This is a genomic window from Vreelandella neptunia (assembly GCF_034479615.1).
Taxonomy (GTDB): Bacteria; Pseudomonadota; Gammaproteobacteria; order Pseudomonadales; family Halomonadaceae; genus Vreelandella; species Vreelandella neptunia.
Genome location: NZ_CP140255.1, coordinates 4631323 through 4652569, shown reverse-complemented (window position 1 = coordinate 4652569; position 21247 = coordinate 4631323). Strand labels below are relative to the sequence as shown.

The window sequence follows — 21247 nt, the reverse complement described above, 5'->3', positions numbered from 1 at the left end:
AGAAATGTTACATAGATATCCCAAGCGCGTTGCGTTCATCATGCTGGTATTAACGGCGTTGGTGGCTGCTTTTCCTCTCTGGGGAGAAGCGGTATTCGGTAATCAGGCCAACTTCATGTTGGAGAAACTGACCCTGATGCTGATTCTGGCCCTGTTTGCCATGAGTCTGGATCTGCTGGTAGGCATTGTGGGCTTAGTCAGTCTGGGGCATGCGCTCTTCTTCGGTTTGGGGGCCTACACTCTAGCGTTAGCCAGCCCTGATTTTAGTCCAGCGTCAATGTGGTGGATGCTGCCACTTGTTATGGGCGTCTCAGCCTGTGTCGCGTTAATCGTCGGTGTGCTGGTGATCCGCACTAAAGGCATCTTCTTCATCATGACAACGCTGGCATTTGGCCAGATGCTTTACTACTTCATTAGTACATCCCAGTTTGCGGGAGGAACCGATGGTGTTTTTATTATGTTCCGACCGAGTTTGGCATTAGGGGAGCGTACGCTGGTAGATCTTGATAACCCTTACAGCTTCTTTTACTTCTGTTTAGGGATGCTGCTTCTCGGCTACTTCTTTCTACGCTGGCTCACTCGCTCCTACTTTGGTCAAGTGCTCGACGGTATTCATGACAACGAGCACCGAATGCAGGCCTTAGGCTATGCCACCAGCGGCTATAAACTGGTTGCCTTTGTTATCGCTGGGGTTATGGCAGCGATTGCTGGCATGTTAGCGGCGATGCAGTACGGCTTCGCTAATCCGGCTCAGCTGGGCTGGCACACCTCTGGCGAAGTGCTGATGATGCTGATTTTAGGCGGCATGGGCACCATCTTTGGCCCCATTTTAGGCGCTTTCGCCTACGAAATTTTGCTCTATGTTTACGAGCATGCCACGACGCACTGGCCGATACTCATGGGGCTGACCATTATCGTTGCCGTACTGGTGCTTCCTCGCGGGATTGCGGGCTTGATTGTAGCGCCGCCCTGGAAAAGCAAGCCTCAAACGACGACTAAAACCGTCGAAAATCCCAAATTGTCTCCCTCCGTTCAACCCATTACCCACAATAAGGAGGGCTAAGCTATGCGCGATGAAGTCATTTTAGCCACGCATGGGTTGACTCGCCGATTTGGTGGTTTAGTGGCAGTCAACGACGTTGATTTTGACGTTAAATCTAATGAAATCCACGCTATTTTGGGTCCTAATGGCGCGGGTAAAAGTACGCTAATCAATCTGCTCTCTGGCGAGATCCCCCCTTCTGAAGGCCAGGTGCTCTATCGCGGTCAGCCGATCCAGGGTAAAAGCGCGCGCCAGATCGCCCGCATGGGCATTGGCCGCAGCCACCAGAAAACCAATATATTCCCACGCCTGAGTTGCCTGCAGAACTGTGAACTGGCGGCGCGTATTCATATGGGCGGCGTGTTTGGCAGTTGGCGTTCGCGCCAAACCTCGCGGCAAGTTAGTGAGCGTGCTCAAGAGGTACTGGATACCTGCCAATTGAACCATCGCGCTTATACGACTGCATCAGATATGAGCTATGGCGAACAGCGCCAGCTGCAGATCGCGATGGTATTGGCGACAGCGCCGTCGCTGATGCTACTTGATGAGCCAATGGCGGGAATGGGGCGTGAAGAGACCGCTCAAGTCACCGAGCTGCTCGCCGGCCTAACGGATCGCTACACACTGGTGCTGATTGAACACGATATGGACTCGGTCTTCCGCTTGGCTGATCGCATTACCGTCATGGTCGATGGCTGTGTGTTGGAGAGCGGCCCGACCGAGCAGATACGCTCCAGCGAAAAGGTACGCGATGTCTACCTGGGGCGTCATGAAGAGGGGGCAACCGCATGAGCGCAGAGCAAACCAATACGCCATTGATTGATGCCCGGGGGCTACACACTTACTACGGTGAGAGCCATATTTTGCATGGGGTGGATTTGACCCTGATGCCTGGTGAGACGCTGAGTCTGCTGGGCCGCAATGGTATGGGCAAGACCACGACGCTGAAGTCGATACTGGGGTTTGTCCCACCTCGGCGCGGCGAGGTGTTTATTAAGGGCGTCTCGGCGACCAAGCGGCGCCCCTGGCAACTGATTCGCCAAGGGATTGGCTACGTGCCGGAGGGACGCGGTATTTTTCCAGGCGTCAGTGTGCGTGAGCATCTGATTATGGCCGCACGTCCTAATGATCGGGGGGAGTCTCCCTGGACGCTAGAGCGCGTTCTGGATACGTTCCCGCGCCTGGGTCAACGTATCAATCATGATGGTTCCTTTCTCTCAGGCGGCGAACAGCAGATGCTTTCTATTGGCCGTGCGCTGACGACCAACCCCGACCTGATGATCCTTGATGAAGCGACCGAAGGTCTTGCACCGCTGATTCGCGATGAGATTTGGAAGATCATAGGTGAGATCAAAGCGACCGGAATTTCTACCATTATCGTCGATAAAAATATCGATAACCTTCTGAAGATAGCAGAAAAACACCTGCTACTGGTCAAGGGGGAAGTGGTCTATAGCGGTGATTCTCAGGGACTAAAAGATAATCCATCAATTCTTGAAACCCACCTCGGCGTTGCTTGATACAGCTCCGGCAAGCAGGTGCTTGCCGGAGCTGTTGGATACTCGTTAAATACTGACACGGGGAAGTGTGTTGCATGCAATTTCACAAGCAATTGCAAAAGGATCTGTCGATTCCAGCAATCACTGCTGGCTTTGTAGCGGTGCTGGTCTCTTATTCTGGGCCACTCGCCATCTTTTTCCAGGCGGCTCAGAGCGCCGACATATCCAGCACCATGATGACGTCCTGGGTTTGGGCCATCTCAATCGGCGCAGCTGTCTCAGGTATTTTTTTAAGCCTGTGGTTAAAAGTGCCGGTAGTGACCGCTTGGTCGGCGCCGGGGACTGCGTTATTGGTAACACTGTTCCCGGGGTTGACGCTTAATGAAGCGGTGGGCGCCTACCTAACGGCCGCCGTGATCATTTTTCTGATCGGCGTTACGGGTTCTTTTGACCGTATCATCCGGCTGATACCGCCGGGCATAGCTAGCGCGATGATGGCAGGCATTCTTTTCCAGTTCGGGGTGGGAGTCTTCGTTTCATTGGAGAGCGTGCCAGCACTGGCCATTGGTATGTTTATCGCTTACCTGCTCTTTAAGCGGCTTACCCCTCGCTACAGCTTGGTGCTGCTGTTAATCGCTGGCATCACCTTGGCGGTCTTGTTAGAGGGCGCCAGCCTCCAGGGGGTGTCACTCCAGTTTGCCGAGCCCCAGTTTATCCGCCCCGAGTGGTCCTGGAATGCGACGCTGAGCCTGGCCATTCCCCTGGTACTGGTGAGTTTGACAGGCCAATTCTTGCCCGGCATGGCAATTATGCGCTCCTCAGGCTACTCCACCCCGGCCAGGCCAATCGTTATCGTGGCTAGTGTAACTTCCTTTTTTACCGCCTTTTTTGGCGGTATTACCACTGTAATTGCAGCGATTACAGCAGCAATCTGTACGAGTAAGGAGGCCCACGAAGATCGTGATAAGCGCTATGTTGCCGGGGTGGCAAACGGTGTTTTCTACCTGTTTGGCGCTATTTTTGCGGGCACTATTGTAGCGCTGTTTACCTCGCTGCCGGGGGAGTTTGTGGCGGTACTTGCAGGACTTGCGCTGATTGGTGCTATTACCAGCAATATTAGTGCTTTCGCGGCCGAAAAGAGCCACCTGGAAGCCTCTGTCATTACTTTCATTGCCACCGCATCGGGCGTTAGCTTTTTAGGCTTAGGCTCTGCCTTTTGGGGGGTGGTCGCTGGGTCGCTTGCCTATAACCTGCTGCATCGACGTTTTAGCTCGCTTAACCATAAAACCTAATAACAGTGATACTACTGAAGCGGTAGTGGGAGTGTAACCATGGAAAAGATTGTTGTGGCGGTTGATGATAGTGAAAGTGCTTTGCATGCCCTGCAGTTCGGACAAACGTTTGCGGCCCAGCTGGGGGTAGAGGTAAGCGCTATCTCGGTGGTGCCGACGCAAGATGAGATCGGCCCACGGCGCACTAAACTGCAGGGGCGCTTGGCGTCGCACCATCTCGAAGCAGTCGCTATCGACGTCGTTGCTCATGATAGCGCCAAGGCGTATCTGGGTGAGCTCGCTAGTTGCGAGGATACCGGGCTATGTATGATGGCCCATGGTCGACGCCCGGTACCGGAGATGCTGATCGGCAGCGTAACTGCAGGGGTTGTGCGAAGGGCTCAGCGTCCGGTTTACCTGTGTGGCCCCCGCTATGACAGTCGAGCCCACCAGCGGGTCGACGTATTAGCCGTTTGTGTTGATGGGTCTAAGCTATCCGAGCAAATTTTGCCCCATGCAGCAACTTTATCGAAGCGTTTGGGAGCTCGTTTGCAATTGTTGCAAGTGATAGATGTCTCTGCTGCCAGAAAGTCCACAGCGTTAGGTCATACCGATGTGATGGAGTCAGCCTATCTAAACGCGCTGGCACGCCGTGTCGAAAGTGAGCAAAAACTGGAAGTAGACTGGGAGGTGCTTCATGGCGACCCCGCCGACTCTATCGTCAGTTATTTAGCGGGTAGCCATAATACGATGCTTGCCATGACCACCCATGGGCGTAGCGGCCTTTCGCAGGTGGTGGCGGGCAGTGTCAGCCACGAAGTGCTGCATGAAGCTTCTTGCCCTGTGGCTGTTCTGCGACCTTGAATCACTGGCTTGCTGCCATTATGGGTAGCGCCCAGAGCGGCGATTTTCAACGAGTACTTCTAAAATAGCATTGGCTTCCTGCATAAGCGGGGAGGGTTTTTCGCCCCGCCGACGGCTGCAGATAACGGGAGATGTAATTGATTTATCGGCCAATGGTACATAGCAAATACCATCGCGTTGGACACGCTTTACCTGCTCTGGAACCAGCGTAATGCCAATGCCGGAAGCGACAAGGCTAAGTACCGTTTGAACCTCGTTGGCTTCCTGCACAACTTCGACCTTTAATCCTTGACGGCGGAAAATTCCCAATACCATATCGGCAAGGCTAGGACGTGGTTTTGCGGGAAAAAGGATTAGAGGGTAGCGAGCCAGCTCTTCGCAGCTAGGGGTTGTGCCCTCTAGCGGGTGACCGCTAGATAGAGCTGCAATTAATGGCTCGTCGAAGAGAATCTCCTGCTCGACGTCGGGGTCATCAATACGTAAACGCCCGAAGCCCATGTCGATGCGACCCGCTTTGAGCGCCTGAATTTGTTGTACTGTCGTAAGCTCTGCCAAGGAGAGCTCGACATTATCCATGCGGCGCAAATCACGCACGAGCATTGGGAGTTGCCCGTAAAAAACGGACGGTACAAAGCCAATGCCGAATAGTGCCCGCTTGCTACGCGCCATGTGTCGAGTGGCGTCGATGGTGACTTCCACTTTCTCTAAAATCTGCAGAGCGTGCTGCTGAAAAAAGACACCTGGCGGCGTCAAACGCAATCCTCTTGAGCTTCGTTCAAACAGTTCAGCTCCTACCTCTTGTTCTAATTGTTTGATTTGGCGGGAAAGAGGCGGTTGAGACATATGCAACCGTTCAGCCGCACAGGTAAAGTTAAGCTCTTCAGCGACAACGCAGAAGTACCTCAGGTGGCGTAGTTCCATGATACCTCCAAGGTATGAGCGGCTACTTAAACAATATTGGCTTTGTCATTCGCTTGTTAGCATGCTGGCGATGCTTTTCACGTATTGAGGCAACTTAAAAACCAGCCTAACCAAGCGCCATAACGCTACCAGCATTTAAACGTTTAAAAGCGAAATATCGACTACGACTTTAGTAAAGAACGCTAGAATAAAAGGAGGTAGGCCTGCCATGTATGCGCGTATTTTAGTTCCTGTCGACGGCTCTGAGAGCGCTAAACAAGCTTTGAAAGTAGCTTGCAAGCTGCTGGATAGAGAAGGCTCCACGCTCTACTTACTACATGTACCTGAAACGCTTACCTATGCGACCACACTGGTATGGGGCATTGGTGCGATTGATGCTGGCACTACGCTTGCTGAACGCGAGAAGGTGGGTGAACAGCTATTGGCCCAGGCGGTGAGCTCCGCGCAGGCAGAGGGCGCTAAGCACATTGAAGAGTTGCTGACGGAAGGTGACCCAGCCCGCGCCATTATAGAGGCCGCCAATGCCAATAATGTCGATGCCATTGTGATGGGCAGCCGGGGACTAAGCGACTTGGCTGGTGTGGTGATTGGCAGTGTATCGCACAAAGTGAGCCATTCAGCCAAGTGTCCTGTGATTACGGTGAGCCAATAAAAAGCAGCGGCGATATCTGCCCGCACCTCTCCCGATACAGTTTTCAATCTGCAGAAATTTACTTGTCGCCTAACACACCCTAGCCCATGCTTTTAGCAAGACGCTATAACTCAGGGTATTGGCTAAAAACGAAACGTTAGGACGTTTGAAAATGGCAAAATTTTTCCAGGAATTTCGAGAGTTCGCGGTAAAAGGCAACGTCGTCGATATGGCGGTGGGGATCATTATCGGCGGGGCGTTTACGCTGATTGTGCAAAGCCTGGTGGCGGATGTGATGAATCCGCTGATTGGCTTGCTGGTGGGCGGGGTCGACTTTTCCAATCTGTTTGTGGTGTTACGCCAAGGGGTGGTGGGTGGCCCTTATGCGACGCTGGCGGATGCCCAGGCCGCCGGGGCGGTAACGCTAAACCTTGGGCTGTTTATTAATGCGGTGGTGAGCTTTACGATTGTCGCCTTTGTGGTCTTTCTATTGGTACGTACCATCAACCGGTTAAAGCGCGAAGAGGCGGTGGCACCTGCAAGTCCTACCGAGCAGCCTTGCCCTTACTGTTTGATGGTGGTGCCAATCAAAGCCACCCGCTGTGGCCACTGCACAGCAACGCTTTCTCAGCCAGTGGAGGCTGAAGCGCCGGTTGAAGCAGCACCTGCGCCACCACCAATGCCACCTGCCAAACCTTAGCCACTAAAAAGGGCGCCTATGAAGGCGCCCTTGAGCGTTATAGCAGAAGCGCCACTACGCGCTTTTTTTAATGGTTTTGCTCTCTTTTTGCTTACTGTCGGGCTTTTTGCTGTCGTTAGCATCGCTGGGTTGCGGCAGCGATGGCAGCGATTTGGCCAACATCTCAACACTGTGGCGGTAGTAGAGCTGACTCTTGTTATGCTCGCCCAGGCTTGCATAGAGGCGCGCTAGCTCAGCGCAGACTTCGCCATTGGGGCGCTGACGCTGGCTGGCTTCAAAGTACTCGAGTGCTTTCTGCCATTGGCCGATACGCAGCGAGAGGCGACCACAAGCGAGCAGCAGCTCTGGGTCGTTGGGGCGTTCCTGCAGCCACTTCTCGGCTTTAGCAAGTTGGCGTGCCGCATCTACGTTTAGCAGGCCGTAGCGTTTCACCAGCCGCGCGTCCCAGTGGTGATCCAGCGAATGGTTGAGCAAGCGCTCGGCAATTGGCTCTTCGTTGGCTTGAATCAGCGCTTCGCTGTATAGCACGATCAGTTCGGTGTTGCCGCGCAGGTAGTCGGGCATATCGGCCCAAAGGCCACGCACCCGCTCAATGTTGGTGGGGTTTTGCGCTTCAAACACGATAAGTTCGCGATAGGCTTTAAACTCAAGCTGTTCACGCTCTTGCTGGGTAATGAGCTTCTGCGCCGCCAAGCGTGGAATCAAACGCCTTAAGCCTTCCCAATCGTTGACGCTTAAGTGCACCTGCTTGAGTAGTTTGAGCACCTGCGGGTGGTTGGAGAGCTTCTTATCCAGGCGATTCAGAATCGCCAGCGCTTCTTCGGGCTGCTGACGCTCAATCATCATTTGCGCTTGCATCAGGCCAACGGCGGTATCGGCGCCGTCGGTGGTTAGCTGTGCCTGATTCAGGTGCTCCTGGGATTTCACGTGGTGGCCCTGGTAATGGGCCGCCAGCGCTGCGGATAGGTAGTTGACCAGCGGTGTGCTGGAGTCATCGGCGGCATTAACCAGGGTTTTTTCGGCCTTTTTCCAGCGCCCTTCGGTCAGTGCTACCAGACCACGCACGGTGCGCTGCATGGCGCGACGGTTACGGGCGCGGCTGTTCCAGCTACGAAAACGTCCCATGGGGCGAATAATACCGCTGAGCAAACGCAGCACGAAGTGTAGGACGATAAAGGCGGCAAACAGCAGTACCAGACCAAACCAAAACGATGTCTGGATGGAGGAGTCGCCCACGCGGATCAGCCAGTAGCCGGGCACCGACATCATCAGATGCCCGAACAGGGCCCCGACGGCGAGGCCTGCGACAATGAGGAGAACAAGCTTTCTCATGAATCACCTCCGCTTTGGCCACGCGTCTCATAGCGGTTGTCGATAAAGCGTGCAAGTTCCTGCTGTGAAGCGCTGATATCGGGCAGCTCGGGTTTTACCTCGGCTTCCTTGAGCTCTTGAAGGCGCGCAATAACGCTTTGGGTCTCTTCGCGAGTGGTGTCGTAGTAGTCGTTCAGCAGTTGCAGCGCTTTGTCGATACTCGCGTCATAAAGCTCTTTCTCTTCGTTGAGCAGGGCCAGCTGTGTCTGCTCCAGCACTAAGCGCAGGCTTTGGCGCAGGTAAGACTCTTGCTCCGGAGTAATCAGCGCTTCCAGCGCTTCATTGTGATGGCGAACCACCACCAGGTCTTTAAGCTCTTCACCGAAGCGCGCCAGCTGGCGCTGGAAAGTGCCGGTCGGCGGCTGTTCGATGCTGGAGGTTACCGCTTGCTCCTCAATTTCTTGAGAGAGTCGCAGAGAGGAGATACGTTCCTGCTGGGCATTGAGCGCTAGGTAGAGGCCGGTACGGTCAACCTGGGGCACGGCGTCCAGCGCGGCTAGCTCATTGGCAATGGCTTCGCGTACGGGCGTCAACGCTGGGTTATCAGCATCAACTAGGCGCGCATCGGCGGTACGCAGCAGTGCGGCCGCGCCGTCAACGTCGCCTTCCAGTTGCAAGCGCTGATTGGCCAGGCGTAGCAGGTAGGCAGCTTCGGCATGCAGCCACTCGCGCTCGTCGGTGTCCTGCTCCTGAGAGAGCTGATCCAGCACTTGGCCTAGGGTCTCATCAACGTCGCTGCGGTAGCTTTCAAATTCATCACGCAGGTCGCCCAGAGTGCTCTGCAACGCTTCATCGCGCTCGGCTTCGCCGCTATCCAGGCGTGATTCAAGGTCGCTAACCGCCTGCTGTGAGGCGCTACCTTCAGCCTGTTGCGCCAGTTCGTCGAGGCGCTGCTGCTGATTATCCAGGCGTTGCCAACCTTGCCAAGCGACGAACGCTAGGGCAATCGCCAGAATAATCACCAGGGCAATTGCCAGGCCGCCACTTTTACCGCCACCGCCGCTCTGGCCGCTACTGCTGCCTTTGTGGCCGGTGGGCGGCGTGGTGCCCGCCGATGACTTGTCGCTGGTCGGCTTTGACGAGCCGGCGCTTGAAGATGGCGAACTAGAGGTCGACCCACTTGAGGAGGAAGAGCCTGGCTGAGCGGCACTCGGTGACGATGAGCCTGTGCTGCTGGACGTCGAGGTATCTGCCGGTTTTGCCGCGCTGCTAGCAGCGGTTGAACTCGCAGTGGACGAGCCCTTTCCACGCCGCCGCGACCGACTATTTTTAGCACCACTCTGAGCAGGTGTTGTAGAGCTCGGCGGTGTGTTCGGCGTGCTGGGCTCAGTCGCGTCGGTCGTGGAAGCTGCTTTGTCGGTCGTTTTAGGGACGCCTTGAGAGGCATCGGAGGACGTCGGTTGTACATCGTCCTGATCGTTTACTTGTTTGCTCATGTGTCGCTAGCCCTTAGTAAGTTCCTTGATCGACATCGGCACCCTGTGGGTCGCAGGTCTCCAACGCCGCTATCAACGCAGCTGGCGTAGCTCCGGACGCCACCTTAAGGTCACAAAAACCCAGTATGCCAGCCAGTGTAGCCAAACGGCGACTGGAAACGATTAGCGGTTGGTTCAAGGCCGCCTGATTGCACCATTTTGCCAGATGTTCCAGCAGTTCGCTGCTGGTGACGATCAACGCCCGGTAATTACCTGAAGAAAGACGCGTTTGTAGCATGGGGGCAAGGGGTTGAAACCTGCGTCGATACACCGCAGCTCGTGTTACCAGTGCCCCCCGTTCGGCAAGCGTGTCAGCGAGCAGCGGGCGGCCACCTTCACCCGCCACCAGTAGAATACGCTGGTGCGCTAACTGCTGTAACGAGGCAAGCGCCAGCAGTGCTTCGCTGGTATCTTCGCCGGCACTCAGATCAGGCACATGCACGCGGACACCCAACTGATCATAAAGCGTCGCTGCTGTGGCGCTGCCAACGCTGTAGTAGTCAATGCCAATAGGCAACTGCGGCCAGAAGCGATCCAGCGCTTCACTTAAGCAAGTGGCCGCAAAGGGACTGATGACTATTATCTTATGGTACTGATCAATATCCAGCCAGATACGCCGCATTTCAGGGGTTTCTGGTAAGGCTTCGAGTTGCATCACATTGAGTGATTCAACGTTCTCGCCTCGCTCGCGCAGAGCAGCGGCCAACGCTTCACCGCGCTCGCCGGGGCGGCAGATCAGTACCGGTTGGCTCATATGGCGCGGCCGTAAACCTCAGCCAGAATATCGCCAGCGCCCTGGTCGAGCAGCTCTTCGGCAATGCGAATGCCCAGCGCTTCCGGTTCATGCATCGAGCCGCGACCTTCAGCGCGCAGCACTTCGGTGCCCTCTGGGTTGCCCACTAAGCCACGTAGCCACAGGGTTTCATTGTCAATATCCAGCACCGCGTGGCCCGCAATGGGTACTTGGCAGCCGCCCTCTAAGCGCGTGTTCATGGCCCGTTCGGCGCGTACGCGGGTTGCGGTGTCTGCGTCGTCAAGCGGGGCTAGCAACGCAATCAGCTCGGGATCATGCAGGCGGCACTCAATGCCTAGAGCACCTTGGCCGCAGGCGGGCAAGCACACTTCCGGCGGCAGTGCCTGGGCAATCCGATCGTCCAAGCCCAACCGCTTAAGGCCCGAGGTCGCCAGGATGATGGCGTCAAATTCGCCCGCGTCTAATTTGCCTAGCCGCGTTTGTACGTTGCCGCGCAGATTAAGAATTTGCAGGTCGGGACGGGCTTCACGCATCTGAAGACCGCGCCGTAGGCTGGCGGTGCCAATACGCGCCCCTTCGGGGAGCTCATCAATGCTAGAGTAGTGGTTGGATACAAACGCATCGGTAGGGTCGGCGCCCTCTAGAATGACCGACAGGCCCAGCCCTTCGGGGAAGTGCATGGGGACATCTTTCATCGAGTGGACGGCAATATCGGCACGGCCATCCAGCATGGCGTCTTCCAACTCTTTAACGAACAGCCCTTTACCGCCAATTTTTGAAAGTGGCGTATCGAGAATTTTGTCGCCCTTGGTAGACAGTGCTACAAGCTCGACCTCAAGGCCGCTGTGAGCCGCCATTAGGCGGTCGCGAACGTACTCAGCCTGCCACATGGCCAGTTGGCTTTTACGCGTGGCAATGCGCAGTTTGGTGATTGATAGCACGTTATTCTCCCTATACCGCAGACACGGCGAGTCAAGCTATGATAAGTGTCATCATAAAGCACCGAGCGCCACAGTAAAAATAACGGAACTAATTATGCTCTCGTAACGTGTTTTATCCGTTCCTAGGAAATCCTATGTCCTTAGTGTTACCCCACGGCCAGCTTGACCAGTTTTTCCTGCTCTCACGGGATCTGTTCTGCTGTATCGACTTTGAAGGCACGCTGCTGCAAGTCAATCCCGCCTTCGAGACGCTGCTGGGGTACTCGTCCGAAAACTTAATTGGGCGTGCCTGTGGTGTTGTCATTGACCCCCTCGATCATCCCGTGATCGAGGGGGCGTTACAGCGCATGCACCAAGGCGAAAAGATCCTTCCCTTCGAGGTGCGCGCTATTTCTGCAACCGGCAAGCAGCACTGGCTAGAAGTCACTGCTTCATTTGGGGAGGGCGTGATTTACGTAATTGCCCGGGTGATTACGCGCCGCAAGGCCGCGGATGAGCAGTTGCTGCGCAACCAACGGCTATTCAAAATTGCCGGTGAAACCGCTCTGATTGGCGGCTGGTATGTCGACATGGCGGACGGTCAGCCTATCTGGTCCGATGAGCTTAGCCATATTCACGGTATGCCCCCGGGGTTTCAACCCAGCGTTGAAGAGGCGTTTTCCTTTTATGCGCCGGAGTCACGGGAGCGCCTGATGGCGGCATTTAATGCCTGCTGTGAGTACGGTATTAGCTTTGATGACGAGTATGAGGTGATTACCCGCCAAGGTAAGCACCTCTGGGTGCGAGCGATTGGTAAGGCGGTGCGCGATCACGAGGGCCGCATTATTCAGGTGCAGGGGGCGTCGCAGGATATTACCGAGCAAAAGCAGTTGCGCGAAAACCTGACCCAGCTTGCGCACCGGCTAACCATGACGCTGGATAGCATTACAGACAGTTTTTTTACTCTGGATACGGAGTGGCGTTTTACTTACGTGAACCGAGAGGCGGAGCGTATTTTGAAGCGCCACGAAGGTGAGCTGCTAGGCCAGCATATTTGGCAGACGTTTCCTGGCGCCGTTGGCAGCAGGTTTCAGAAAGAGTATCAACGTGCCGCGAGCCAACAAGAAGCGGTACATTTTGAAGCGTTCAATCCGCGCTTAAATAGTTGGCTGGAGGTGCACGTATACCCTTCACCCGAAGGTCTGGCGGTCTATTTTCGTGATATCAACGAGCGTAAAGCAACCGAGCATCAGCTAAAACTGCTGGAGCGTAGCGTTGAATCAAGTACCAACGGGGTGGTGATTGTAGATGCCCAGCGCAGCGACCTGCCTATGGTCTACGTTAACGCTGCCTTCGAGCGCATTACCGGCTACTCGCGCAGCCAGGCGCTGGGACGCAACTGTCGTTTTCTGCAGGGTGAAGAGACCGACCCCGCCACTATCAAGCAGCTAAAGTCAGGAATTGCCGAGCAGCGTGAAGTGCACGTTGTCATTCGTAACTATCGGCGTGACGGTACGGTGTTTTGGAACGACCTGTACATTTCGCCCGTTCTCGATGAAGACGGTCAGGTGACCCACTTTATCGGTGTCCAAAACGATATTTCTGAACAGCGCGAATATCAGGCGCAACTCGATCATAACGCCCATCACGATGCCTTGACCGGGCTGCCCAATCGGCTGTTGCTTGGTCAGCGCTTGGAAGAGGGGTGCGTGGTAGCGCGCCGCTACCATCGCTATATCGCCGTGCTGTTTATCGACTTGGATGACTTCAAGCCGATCAACGATACCTTGGGCCATGAAGTGGGCGACTTTATTCTGGTCGAGGTTGCCAAACGGCTGGAAAATGAACTGCGCCCCTGGGACACCGTTGCGCGTTTTGGCAGCGATGAGTTTGTGGTGTTGTTGCCGGATCTAGCCCATCAGGGCGATGTAATACAAGTGGTCGAACGGGTTCTCCAGGGGCTTTCGCCGCCCTACTGGTTTCGCGACAGCGAGCTGCGCATCACCGCCAGTATTGGCATTGCCATCAATGATGGCAGTATGAAAAACCCCCGCCAGCTTATCCAGCAGGCGGATTTGGCCATGTATAAAGCCAAACGGCGCGGGCGTAATACCTACCACTGGTATACCGAAGACTTGAATCGCAAGGTGAGCGAACGGGTCAGCTTACGCAGTGCGCTACAGCAAGCCATTGAGCAACAGCAGTTCGAACTTCATTATCAGCCACAAATTCACGCGCCAAGCGGTCGCGTGGTGGGGGTTGAAGCGCTGATCCGCTGGCAGCACCCTGAGCGAGGCAATATCCCGCCGTCTGATTTTATTAGCCTTGCCGAGGATACTGGTCAGATCATTCCCATTAGCGAGTGGGTGTTAGCTACCGCCTGTCGCGATGCCCAGCAGCTCAATGGACTTGGGCTGGGCGACATTACTATGGCGGTCAATATTTCACCTATGCAGTTTCAACGCCCCGGGTTCCTCGCCTCCATTGAGCAGGTACTGGCGAGCAGCGGCCTAACGCCAGCGTTGTTAGAGTTAGAGCTTACCGAAGGGGTGCTGATGGATAGCGCCGAGCAAGCCATCCAGGCGTTAAAGAACTTGCGAGCGCTGGGAGTTCAGATTGCACTAGACGATTTTGGCACCGGCTTCTCTAGCTTAAGCTACTTAAAGCGGTTGCCGATTAATCGCATCAAGATTGACCGCTCCTTTGTGCGCGATGTGATTACGGATCGCTACGATGCCGCGATTATCGACGGCGTGGTCGCCATGGCGGGGAAAATGGGGCTCGAAGTGCTGGTCGAAGGTGTAGAGACGGCAGAGCAGTTCGGCTACCTGCAACAGCACCACTGCGACTATTTCCAGGGCTACTACTTTGCCCGCCCCATGCCCCTAAGTGCCCTGTACGAATTTCTGCACAAACCACCTGCCGTCGTAATGTCAGGCTCTTGGCTCCCGCATAAATAAAAACGGCGTGCCGCTGACCGGGGCGACTCTGGTACACTTTCTGCTAACGACTCCATTGTTTTGTCAGCAGGATATATCTTCGATGAGCCAAGCCACGAATCAGTCTTGGGGCGGTCGCTTTAGCGAGCCCACCGATGCCTTTGTTGCACGCTTCACCGCGTCAGTTAATTTCGACCAGCGCCTGGCCCCCCAGGACATCCAGGGCTCTATCGCCCACGCCACTATGCTGGCTCGGGTCGGCGTGCTCACCGATGACGAGCGCGATGCGATTATTAACGGCCTGAACGAGATTCAGGGTGAAATCGAGCGCGGCGAGTTTAACTGGTCGGTGCCGCTGGAAGATGTGCATATGAACATCGAAGCGCGGCTGACTGAAAAGATCGGTATTACCGGCAAAAAACTCCACACCGGGCGCTCGCGCAACGACCAGGTCGCCACCGATATTCGCCTGTTTATGCGCGATGAGATCGATGTAATCGAAGTGGAACTCAAGCGCCTGCGCGAAGGCATGATCGAGCTGGCAGATCGTGAAGCCGAGACCATTATGCCCGGCTTTACCCACCTGCAAACCGCCCAGCCGGTCACCTTTGGCCACCATATTCTGGCTTGGCAAGAGATGCTGGCCCGGGATCACGAGCGCCTGCTGGACTGCCGTAAGCGCGTCAATGTCATGCCGCTAGGAGCAGCCGCGCTGGCGGGTACTACCTACCCGATCGACCGCCATGTAACAGCAGAACTGTTAGGTTTTGACCGTCCAACGGAAAACTCTCTGGACGCGGTCTCGGATCGTGACTTCGCTATCGAATTCACCAGCTTTGCCAGCATCCTACTAATGCACCTGTCGCGCATGAGCGAAGAACTGGTGCTATGGACCAGCGCCCAGTTCAACTTTATCGACCTGCCCGACCGCTTCTGCACCGGCTCTTCGATCATGCCGCAGAAGAAAAACCCCGATGTGCCTGAGCTGGTACGCGGCAAAACCGGTCGCGTGTACGGTCACCTGATGTCGCTGCTAACGCTGATGAAATCCCAGCCGCTGGCCTACAACAAAGACAATCAGGAAGATAAAGAGCCGCTGTTCGATGCAGTGGATACCGTGCGCGACTGCTTAAAAGCCTTCGCCGATATGGTGCCCGCCATTGAGCCCAAAAAAGCCAGTATGTATGAAGCGGCGCGGCGTGGTTTCTCTACCGCGACGGACTTGGCCGACTACCTGGTGCGCAAGGGCGTGGCCTTCCGCGACGCCCACGAAATCGTGGGGCAGTCGGTGGCCTATGGCCTTAAAAGCGAAAAAGACCTGTCCGAGATGAGTCTGGATGAGCTCAAACAGTTCTCCGATACCATCGAGCAGGATGTGTTCGAGGTGTTGACCCTGGAAGGCTCGGTAGCCGCCCGTAATCACATTGGTGGTACCGCGCCGAATCAGGTGCGGGCAGCCGCCCAGCGAGCGCGTGAGGCGCTAAGTGCGCTCAAGGCGGGCGCATGAAAACGCTGGTAATCATGGCCCTTTCGGCGCTGCTGTTAACCGCGGTTGTCGGCTGTGGACAAAAAGGGCCGCTTTATCTGCCGGAAGATGCGCCCGCTGACGAGCAATCTGCCCAGGCGTCTGAATAGATAGCTGCAGGCCCAGGAGAAGGGGAGAGCACCATGGACTATTTTAATTACCGCGATGGCGTGCTGTACGCCGAAGACGTACCGCTGTCACGCATTGCCGACGAGTACGGCACACCCTGCTACGTCTACTCAAAAGCCACTTTCGAGCGTCACTTTCGCGCCTATACCGAAGCACTGGGTGGCCACCCACACCTGATTTGTTACGCGGTGAAGGCCAACTCCAACCTGGCAGTGCTGGGGCTGTTGGCCAAGCTGGGTGCGGGGTTCGATATTGTTTCCATCGGTGAGCTTGAGCGGGTACTCAAAGCCGGTGGTGATCCAGCGAAGGTGGTGTTTTCAGGGGTTGCCAAGCAGCCCCATGAAATGATCCGTGCGCTGGAAGTGGGCATTAAGTGCTTTAACGTTGAGTCACGCCCGGAGCTTGAGCGCTTGAATCGCGTTGCCGGTGAGCTGGGTAAAATTGCCCCGGTCTCGTTGCGGGTCAACCCAGACGTGGATGCGGGGACTCATCCGTATATCTCCACCGGTTTGAAGGATAATAAGTTCGGCATCCCGGTGGATGAAGCTTTGGCGGTTTACGAGCTAGCCGCAGGCCTGCCTAATCTGCAGGTGAAGGGGCTCGATTGTCATATCGGTTCGCAGCTTACCGAGACTGCGCCGTTTTTGGATGCCCTTGATCGCTTGCTGGTGCTTATGGAGCGTCTGCGTGAGCGGGGCATCGAAATTGAGCACCTGGATTTAGGCGGCGGTTTAGGCGTGCCTTACCGTGATGAAAAACCGCCCCAGCCGTTTGATTACGCCAGCCAGCTGCTGGCGCGGCTTTCGCGCTGGGAAGGTGGCGAAGCGCTTACGCTGCTGTTTGAGCCCGGCCGCTCCATCGCTGCCAATGCGGGGGTCATGCTTACGCGGGTAGAGTTTCTCAAGCCCGGCGAGACCAAGAATTTCGCCATTGTCGATGCGGCCATGAACGATCTGATTCGTCCGGCGCTGTACCAGGCCTGGCAGGCGATTGTGCCGGTGGATACTCGCCAAACGCGGGAAAGCGCCCTTTACGACGTAGTGGGCCCCGTGTGTGAAACCGGTGACTTCCTGGGCAAGGAACGCGAGCTGGCGATTACCGAAGGCGATCTTTTGGCAGTGCGCTCGGCGGGGGCCTACGGCTTTGTCATGGCGTCGAACTACAACAGTCGCCCTCGTGCCGCCGAGTTGATGGTCGATGGCGACAACTGCCACGTGGTGCGCGCCCGGGAAACCGTTGCCAGCCTATGGGCGGGTGAAGCACTGCTGCCCGAAGGGGGGCGCTAATGCTGTTACACTTCACCAAAATGCATGGCCTGGGCAATGACTTTGTCATGGTGGATCTGGTCACTCAGCGCGCGCGGCTGGACGAAGCCCAAATCCGCACGCTGGCAGATCGGCGTTTCGGCATTGGCTTTGACCAGCTGTTGGTCGTCGAGCCGCCTCGCGATCCCGAGATGGATTTTCGCTACCGCATTTACAATGCCGACGGCAGTGAAGTGGAAAACTGCGGCAATGGCGCGCGCTGTTTTGCCCGCTTCGTGCGCGATCAGCGGCTAACCCACAAGCATGAAATTCATGTGGAAACCGCCGGAGGGCCGTTGGTGCTGACCGTGCAGCACGACGGCATGGTGCGGGTAGATATGGGCCGCCCGCGGTTTAGCCCTCTGGCGCTGCCGTTCGATGCCCCAGGGGATCAACCCCTACATCAGCTCGAAGTGGGCGATGAAACGCTGCAGATCGGCGTGGTCTCCATGGGCAACCCCCATGCGGTGCTGCAGGTCGACAGCGTGGATAAAGCCCCGGTCGAGCGCCTAGGGCCATTGGTCGAGGCGCATCCGCGTTTTCCTAAGCGTGTTAACGTGGGCTTTATGCAGGTACTCTCGCCTAGTGAAATTCGTTTGCGCGTGTACGAACGCGGCAGCGGAGAAACCCTGGCCTGCGGTACCGGTGCCTGCGCCGCGGTGGCCAGCGGCATTCGTCAGGGGCTGCTGAAAAGCCCCGTAAAGGTTCATTTGCTTGGTGGAGAGCTCAGCATTGAGTGGCCTGACCCGGAAGGGGCGCTAACGATGGTGGGGCCAGCTACACGGGTTTTCGATGGCCGCGTAGCACTTAATTAATTCGAGGAGAACGGCGATGTCACAAGCCCCCGAACCCCGCAAAACGCTCGAGCCTGATCAAGTGGCGTTCTGGCTGGCGCGCCATCCCGATTTTTTCGTCGGCCGGGAAGGGCTTCTGCAGCAACTGCAGGTTCCCCATCCGCATATCGACGGGTCGGTGTCACTGCTCGAGCGCCTGGTGTTAGATCTGCGTAAGCGCGCGGAAACCGCCGAGGGCCGCCTGGAGCACCTGCTGGAGACCGCTCGCCATAACGAGTCACAGTACCGCCGGCTGCGGGAAACGTTGATAGCCCTGGTGGAAGCGCCGGATCGCGATGCGCTGGCGCAAGCGTTGGCCACTCAGCTTAGCGAGCGCTTTGAAACCCCGGCCATGGCGCTGTGGTGTCCGGCCACGTTAAGCGATAGTGAGCCGACGCCGCCCCAGCCGCCTCGCCATGTGCTGGATCAGCACGCCAGTGCGCGGCTTTCGGCGTTGTTGGATGGCCGTACCAGCCGCTGCGTTAAGCTTAGCGTTAGCGACTGGAAATGCCTGCTGCCCCATGTCAAAGCGCCCCGTAAAGCAGGCTCCTGCGCTATTTCGCGCCTCTCAGCGGGCGACCCCTTGGGCTATTTGCTGCTAGCCAGCCCCAGCCCAGACGCTTACCGGGCCAGTATGGACACGCTGTTCACCGAGTACTTGGGCGATATCGTCGCGCGCCTGCTGATTCGCCTGGGCGATCATGGCTGACTCAACGCTAGATGAGCCATCCCTGGCTGAGACACCGATAGCCAAGCGCGTTGAGGCCTTTCTAGCGGCGCTGGCGTCTCATGCAAGTCCTGCCACGGTGGCGGCTTATCGGCACGATCTGGCCGCCCTGTGTCGCTTCACCGAGCGGCGCGATGTGACGGATCCCGCGGCGTTAGATACCGCTCTGCTGCGGGCGTTTTTAGGGGCGGAGCGTAGTCGTGGCCTGGCGCCTAGAAGCCTGGCCCGGCGACGGGCGGCGCTGTCCCGCTTTGCCGATTACCTGGTCAAGCAGGGCGCGCTGGTCGATAACCCGGTGGGGCTACTGCGTACGCCTAAACAGCCGAGCCACCTGCCGCGCCCAGTGGATGTCGATGCTTTGGCGCGCTTTCTTGATACCCCCCACGATGGCTCTCCATTGGGCATGCGGGATCAGGCGATCCTTGAGCTGTTTTACTCCAGCGGTTTGCGCTTAGCGGAGCTGGCGGCCCTTGATTTGGGCGATTTGCAGAACAGCCGGGTAAGGGTAATCGGTAAAGGCGGCAAGCCGCGTCAAGTGCCGGTAGGGCGCCGCGCCCAGCAGGCGCTGGCCGAGTGGCTGGGGTGTCGCTCAGTGCTGGCACCTATTACTGAGCAGGCGCTATTTGTGGGCCAGCGCGGGCAGCGCTTAGGGCATCGTGCCATTCAAAAGCGCTTAGCGCAGCTGTCGCTTGCCCGTGGCCTGCCCGAACACCTGCACCCTCACCGGTTGCGTCACTCCTTTGCTAGCCATCTGTTGGAGTCGAGCCAGGATCTTCGCGCCGTACAGGAGTTGCTGGGCCACGCCAATCTGTCGACTACGCAAATCTATACCCGGCTTGATTGGCAGCATCTTGCGACCAGCTACGATGCCGCCCACCCCCGCGCCAAACGAGGCCCCAGCGACCGCAAAAATAGCCCCAGGAGTAAACCATGACGATGCTGCAGGCAATCACCTTCGATCTCGATGACACGTTGTGGGATAACCACGGCGTGATGGCGCGTACCGAAGAGGGCCACTACCGCTGGCTGCTGGAGGCGCTTGAGGCATGGCGAGCGGCACGCCAGGAAACAGCGCTGGCGTTATCCCACGAAGAGGGCGGGCTGGATTACCTTCAGCGTCGTCAACAGTTGGCTAAAGAGGTGCCCGAACGGCGCGGCGACTTCACTTGGCTACGTTTGCGCGCCCTGGAGGCTCAGTTAGAAGGCGCCGGTCTGCACCGCAGTGCTGCGTTGATGTGGGCAGGGGCGGCGATGAATGAGTTTCACCGCCTGCGTGTACAGGTCACGCCCCACCCTGAAGCGGCCGGTTTACTGGCTGCCTTAGCGGAGCGCTATCAGTTGGCGGCGATCACCAACGGCAATATACATCTTAAACGTCAGCCGCTGGCCAGCTATTTTCCGGTCGCCATTGCTGCGGGCGAGCTACTGGCGCCCAAGCCCGATCCTACGCCGTTTCTCACCGCGCTGTCGCGCTTAAACGTGGCCCCTGAATGCGCCATGCACGTGGGTGACTCGTGGCAGGAGGACGTGCTCCCTGCCCAGCAGCTGGGCATGCACGCGGTCTGGATTTCTGAAGCGGAGGATCAACCGCTTCCCCCGCGTGTGCACCGCATTGCCCATATTAAAGAGCTACCCAGTGTGCTGGAGAAGCTAGAGATGCATCATTCAGGCGGTGTATACAGCCACTGATTGAGTTTCTGGGATAGCGTATCGACGCCGTCGCGCTTGAGTGAAGAGAACAGCTGAACGGAGACGAGGTCTTCCCAATCCTTCAAACGCGAGCGTACTTTTTGCAGCGCAGCGCTGGCAGGGCCTTTCTTCAGCTTGTCGGCTTTGGTAAGCAAAATATGCACCGGCATTCCGCGCTGGTCGGCATAGTCGAGCATCATTTGGTCGAACTCGGTGAGCGGGTGGCGCACGTCCATTAGCAGTACTAAGCCGCGTAGGCTGTAACGGTTGCGCAGGTACTCCGCTAGGTGCTTTTGCCACTCTAGCTTGACCGCCTCCGGAACCTTGGCGTAGCCATAGCCGGGCAGGTCGACCAAGCGCCGCGACGCGTCGTTCATAACGCTGAAAAAGTTGATCAGCTGGGTGCGCCCCGGTGTGCGCGAGGTGCGCGCTAACGCATTTTGTTGTGTTAATGCGTTGATAGCACTTGATTTGCCTGCGTTTGAACGCCCGGCAAAGGCCACCTCAGCGCCGGTGTCATCCGGGCACAGGGCCAGGGTGGGGGCGCTGATAAGAAAACTTGCCGTCGGGTAGTTCAGCCGAGGGATTGGGCTATCATGGGGGGTAGTCATGGGGTTGATCCTGAAAAACGAACATAAAAGCGGTCTACTCTG

At 56.8% G+C, this 21247-nt stretch carries 21 protein-coding genes; 15 read left to right on the top strand and 6 right to left on the bottom strand.

Annotated elements, in window-relative coordinates:
- The first annotated feature begins 4 nt into the window (after positions 1-4).
- From SR894_RS21495 to SR894_RS21475, 5 genes are all read left to right on the top strand, one after another.
- On the top strand, positions 5-1063 hold the full coding sequence (locus SR894_RS21495; RefSeq protein ID WP_223288381.1) for a branched-chain amino acid ABC transporter permease: 1059 nt from the start codon (positions 5-7) through the stop codon (positions 1061-1063).
- Positions 1064-1066: 3 nt separating this feature from the next.
- Complete coding sequence (locus tag SR894_RS21490) at positions 1067-1834, top strand: ABC transporter ATP-binding protein (protein ID WP_138799538.1); 768 nt, start codon at positions 1067-1069, stop codon at positions 1832-1834.
- Positions 1831-2562, top strand: a complete 732-nt coding sequence (locus SR894_RS21485) for an ABC transporter ATP-binding protein (protein WP_138799537.1) — start codon at positions 1831-1833, stop codon at positions 2560-2562. Before SR894_RS21490 ends, SR894_RS21485 begins: the two co-directional genes overlap by 4 nt.
- A 74-nt stretch (positions 2563-2636) precedes the next feature.
- A complete protein-coding gene (locus tag SR894_RS21480) occupies positions 2637-3833 on the top strand; it encodes a benzoate/H(+) symporter BenE family transporter (RefSeq protein ID WP_138799536.1) in 1197 nt (398 codons plus the stop codon).
- 39 nt (positions 3834-3872) lie between these two features.
- Entirely contained in the window at positions 3873-4676 is an 804-nt protein-coding gene (locus tag SR894_RS21475; RefSeq protein WP_223288382.1) for a universal stress protein, read from the top strand.
- A gap of 18 nt (positions 4677-4694) precedes the next feature.
- Here the strand turns inward: SR894_RS21475 and SR894_RS21470 are convergent, their stop codons facing one another.
- Entirely contained in the window at positions 4695-5597 is a 903-nt protein-coding gene (locus SR894_RS21470; protein WP_223288383.1) for a LysR family transcriptional regulator, read from the bottom strand.
- Positions 5598-5805: 208 nt separating this feature from the next.
- Here SR894_RS21470 and SR894_RS21465 point away from each other — a divergent pair, with 208 nt between their 5' ends.
- Entirely contained in the window at positions 5806-6249 is a 444-nt protein-coding gene (locus tag SR894_RS21465) for a universal stress protein (protein WP_223288384.1), read from the top strand.
- A gap of 151 nt (positions 6250-6400) precedes the next feature.
- Positions 6401-6928, top strand: coding sequence for a large-conductance mechanosensitive channel protein MscL (gene mscL / locus SR894_RS21460; protein ID WP_138799533.1), 528 nt, complete (start codon positions 6401-6403; stop codon positions 6926-6928).
- Between the two features lie 54 nt (positions 6929-6982).
- Here the strand turns inward: mscL and SR894_RS21455 are convergent, their stop codons facing one another.
- Genes SR894_RS21455 through hemC form a run of 4 tightly spaced genes read right to left on the bottom strand, consistent with a single transcriptional unit; the run spans position 6983 to position 11469 of the window.
- A complete protein-coding gene (locus SR894_RS21455) occupies positions 6983-8260 on the bottom strand; it encodes a heme biosynthesis HemY N-terminal domain-containing protein (RefSeq protein WP_133732189.1) in 1278 nt (425 codons plus the stop codon).
- Complete coding sequence (locus SR894_RS21450) at positions 8257-9735, bottom strand: uroporphyrinogen-III C-methyltransferase (RefSeq protein WP_223288385.1); 1479 nt, start codon at positions 9733-9735, stop codon at positions 8257-8259. The genes SR894_RS21455 and SR894_RS21450 overlap by 4 nt, the downstream gene beginning before the upstream one ends.
- Before the next feature lie 13 nt (positions 9736-9748).
- Complete coding sequence (locus SR894_RS21445; protein ID WP_223288386.1) at positions 9749-10528, bottom strand: uroporphyrinogen-III synthase; 780 nt, start codon at positions 10526-10528, stop codon at positions 9749-9751.
- Entirely contained in the window at positions 10525-11469 is a 945-nt protein-coding gene (gene hemC / locus SR894_RS21440) for a hydroxymethylbilane synthase (RefSeq protein WP_133732186.1), read from the bottom strand. The genes SR894_RS21445 and hemC overlap by 4 nt, the downstream gene beginning before the upstream one ends.
- 134 nt (positions 11470-11603) lie before the next feature.
- Here hemC and SR894_RS21435 point away from each other — a divergent pair, with 134 nt between their 5' ends.
- The 8 genes from SR894_RS21435 (at position 11604) to SR894_RS21400 (ending at position 20594) form a co-directional block, all read left to right on the top strand.
- Complete coding sequence (locus tag SR894_RS21435; RefSeq protein ID WP_223288387.1) at positions 11604-14408, top strand: bifunctional diguanylate cyclase/phosphodiesterase; 2805 nt, start codon at positions 11604-11606, stop codon at positions 14406-14408.
- An 82-nt stretch (positions 14409-14490) separates the two neighbouring features.
- Positions 14491-15894 carry an argininosuccinate lyase gene (argH, locus tag SR894_RS21430; RefSeq protein ID WP_022521219.1) on the top strand — a complete coding sequence of 468 codons (1404 nt, stop codon included), beginning with the start codon at positions 14491-14493 and terminating at the stop codon, positions 15892-15894.
- Positions 15891-16022, top strand: coding sequence for an LPS translocon maturation chaperone LptM (lptM, locus tag SR894_RS21425; RefSeq protein WP_223288388.1), 132 nt, complete (start codon positions 15891-15893; stop codon positions 16020-16022). The genes argH and lptM overlap by 4 nt, the downstream gene beginning before the upstream one ends.
- Positions 16023-16055: 33 nt before the next feature.
- Positions 16056-17327, top strand: a complete 1272-nt coding sequence (gene lysA, locus SR894_RS21420) for a diaminopimelate decarboxylase (RefSeq protein WP_223288389.1) — start codon at positions 16056-16058, stop codon at positions 17325-17327.
- Positions 17327-18160 carry a diaminopimelate epimerase gene (gene dapF, locus SR894_RS21415; RefSeq protein WP_223288390.1) on the top strand — a complete coding sequence of 278 codons (834 nt, stop codon included), beginning with the start codon at positions 17327-17329 and terminating at the stop codon, positions 18158-18160. The genes lysA and dapF overlap by 1 nt, the downstream gene beginning before the upstream one ends.
- 16 nt (positions 18161-18176) lie before the next feature.
- Positions 18177-18887 carry a DUF484 family protein gene (locus SR894_RS21410; RefSeq protein ID WP_133732182.1) on the top strand — a complete coding sequence of 237 codons (711 nt, stop codon included), beginning with the start codon at positions 18177-18179 and terminating at the stop codon, positions 18885-18887.
- Entirely contained in the window at positions 18880-19839 is a 960-nt protein-coding gene (locus tag SR894_RS21405) for a tyrosine recombinase XerC (protein ID WP_223288391.1), read from the top strand. Before SR894_RS21410 ends, SR894_RS21405 begins: the two co-directional genes overlap by 8 nt.
- Entirely contained in the window at positions 19836-20594 is a 759-nt protein-coding gene (locus tag SR894_RS21400) for an HAD family hydrolase (protein WP_223288392.1), read from the top strand. Before SR894_RS21405 ends, SR894_RS21400 begins: the two co-directional genes overlap by 4 nt.
- Here SR894_RS21400 and yihA read toward each other — a convergent pair.
- Positions 20567-21205, bottom strand: a complete 639-nt coding sequence (gene yihA / locus SR894_RS21395) for a ribosome biogenesis GTP-binding protein YihA/YsxC (protein WP_133732179.1) — start codon at positions 21203-21205, stop codon at positions 20567-20569. The two genes, SR894_RS21400 and yihA, sit on opposite strands and share 28 nt — an antisense overlap.
- Positions 21206-21247 lie beyond the last annotated feature (42 nt).

Bases quoted from the DNA above. Each gene is read 5' to 3' on its own strand.
- SR894_RS21495 (WP_223288381.1), top strand. From the start codon at position 5: ATGTTACATAGATATCCCAAGCGCGTTGCGTTCATCATGCTGGTATTA.
- SR894_RS21490 (WP_138799538.1), top strand. From the start codon at position 1,067: ATGCGCGATGAAGTCATTTTAGCCACGCATGGGTTGACTCGCCGATTT.
- SR894_RS21485 (WP_138799537.1), top strand. From the start codon at position 1,831: ATGAGCGCAGAGCAAACCAATACGCCATTGATTGATGCCCGGGGGCTA.
- SR894_RS21480 (WP_138799536.1), top strand. From the start codon at position 2,637: ATGCAATTTCACAAGCAATTGCAAAAGGATCTGTCGATTCCAGCAATC.
- SR894_RS21475 (WP_223288382.1), top strand. From the start codon at position 3,873: ATGGAAAAGATTGTTGTGGCGGTTGATGATAGTGAAAGTGCTTTGCAT.
- SR894_RS21470 (WP_223288383.1), bottom strand. From the start codon at position 5,597: ATGGAACTACGCCACCTGAGGTACTTCTGCGTTGTCGCTGAAGAGCTT.
- SR894_RS21465 (WP_223288384.1), top strand. From the start codon at position 5,806: ATGTATGCGCGTATTTTAGTTCCTGTCGACGGCTCTGAGAGCGCTAAA.
- mscL (WP_138799533.1), top strand. From the start codon at position 6,401: ATGGCAAAATTTTTCCAGGAATTTCGAGAGTTCGCGGTAAAAGGCAAC.
- SR894_RS21455 (WP_133732189.1), bottom strand. From the start codon at position 8,260: ATGAGAAAGCTTGTTCTCCTCATTGTCGCAGGCCTCGCCGTCGGGGCC.
- SR894_RS21450 (WP_223288385.1), bottom strand. From the start codon at position 9,735: ATGAGCAAACAAGTAAACGATCAGGACGATGTACAACCGACGTCCTCC.
- SR894_RS21445 (WP_223288386.1), bottom strand. From the start codon at position 10,528: ATGAGCCAACCGGTACTGATCTGCCGCCCCGGCGAGCGCGGTGAAGCG.
- SR894_RS21435 (WP_223288387.1), top strand. From the start codon at position 11,604: ATGTCCTTAGTGTTACCCCACGGCCAGCTTGACCAGTTTTTCCTGCTC.
- argH (WP_022521219.1), top strand. From the start codon at position 14,491: ATGAGCCAAGCCACGAATCAGTCTTGGGGCGGTCGCTTTAGCGAGCCC.
- lptM (WP_223288388.1), top strand. From the start codon at position 15,891: ATGAAAACGCTGGTAATCATGGCCCTTTCGGCGCTGCTGTTAACCGCG.
- lysA (WP_223288389.1), top strand. From the start codon at position 16,056: ATGGACTATTTTAATTACCGCGATGGCGTGCTGTACGCCGAAGACGTA.
- dapF (WP_223288390.1), top strand. From the start codon at position 17,327: ATGCTGTTACACTTCACCAAAATGCATGGCCTGGGCAATGACTTTGTC.
- SR894_RS21410 (WP_133732182.1), top strand. From the start codon at position 18,177: ATGTCACAAGCCCCCGAACCCCGCAAAACGCTCGAGCCTGATCAAGTG.
- SR894_RS21405 (WP_223288391.1), top strand. From the start codon at position 18,880: ATGGCTGACTCAACGCTAGATGAGCCATCCCTGGCTGAGACACCGATA.
- SR894_RS21400 (WP_223288392.1), top strand. From the start codon at position 19,836: ATGACGATGCTGCAGGCAATCACCTTCGATCTCGATGACACGTTGTGG.
- yihA (WP_133732179.1), bottom strand. From the start codon at position 21,205: ATGACTACCCCCCATGATAGCCCAATCCCTCGGCTGAACTACCCGACG.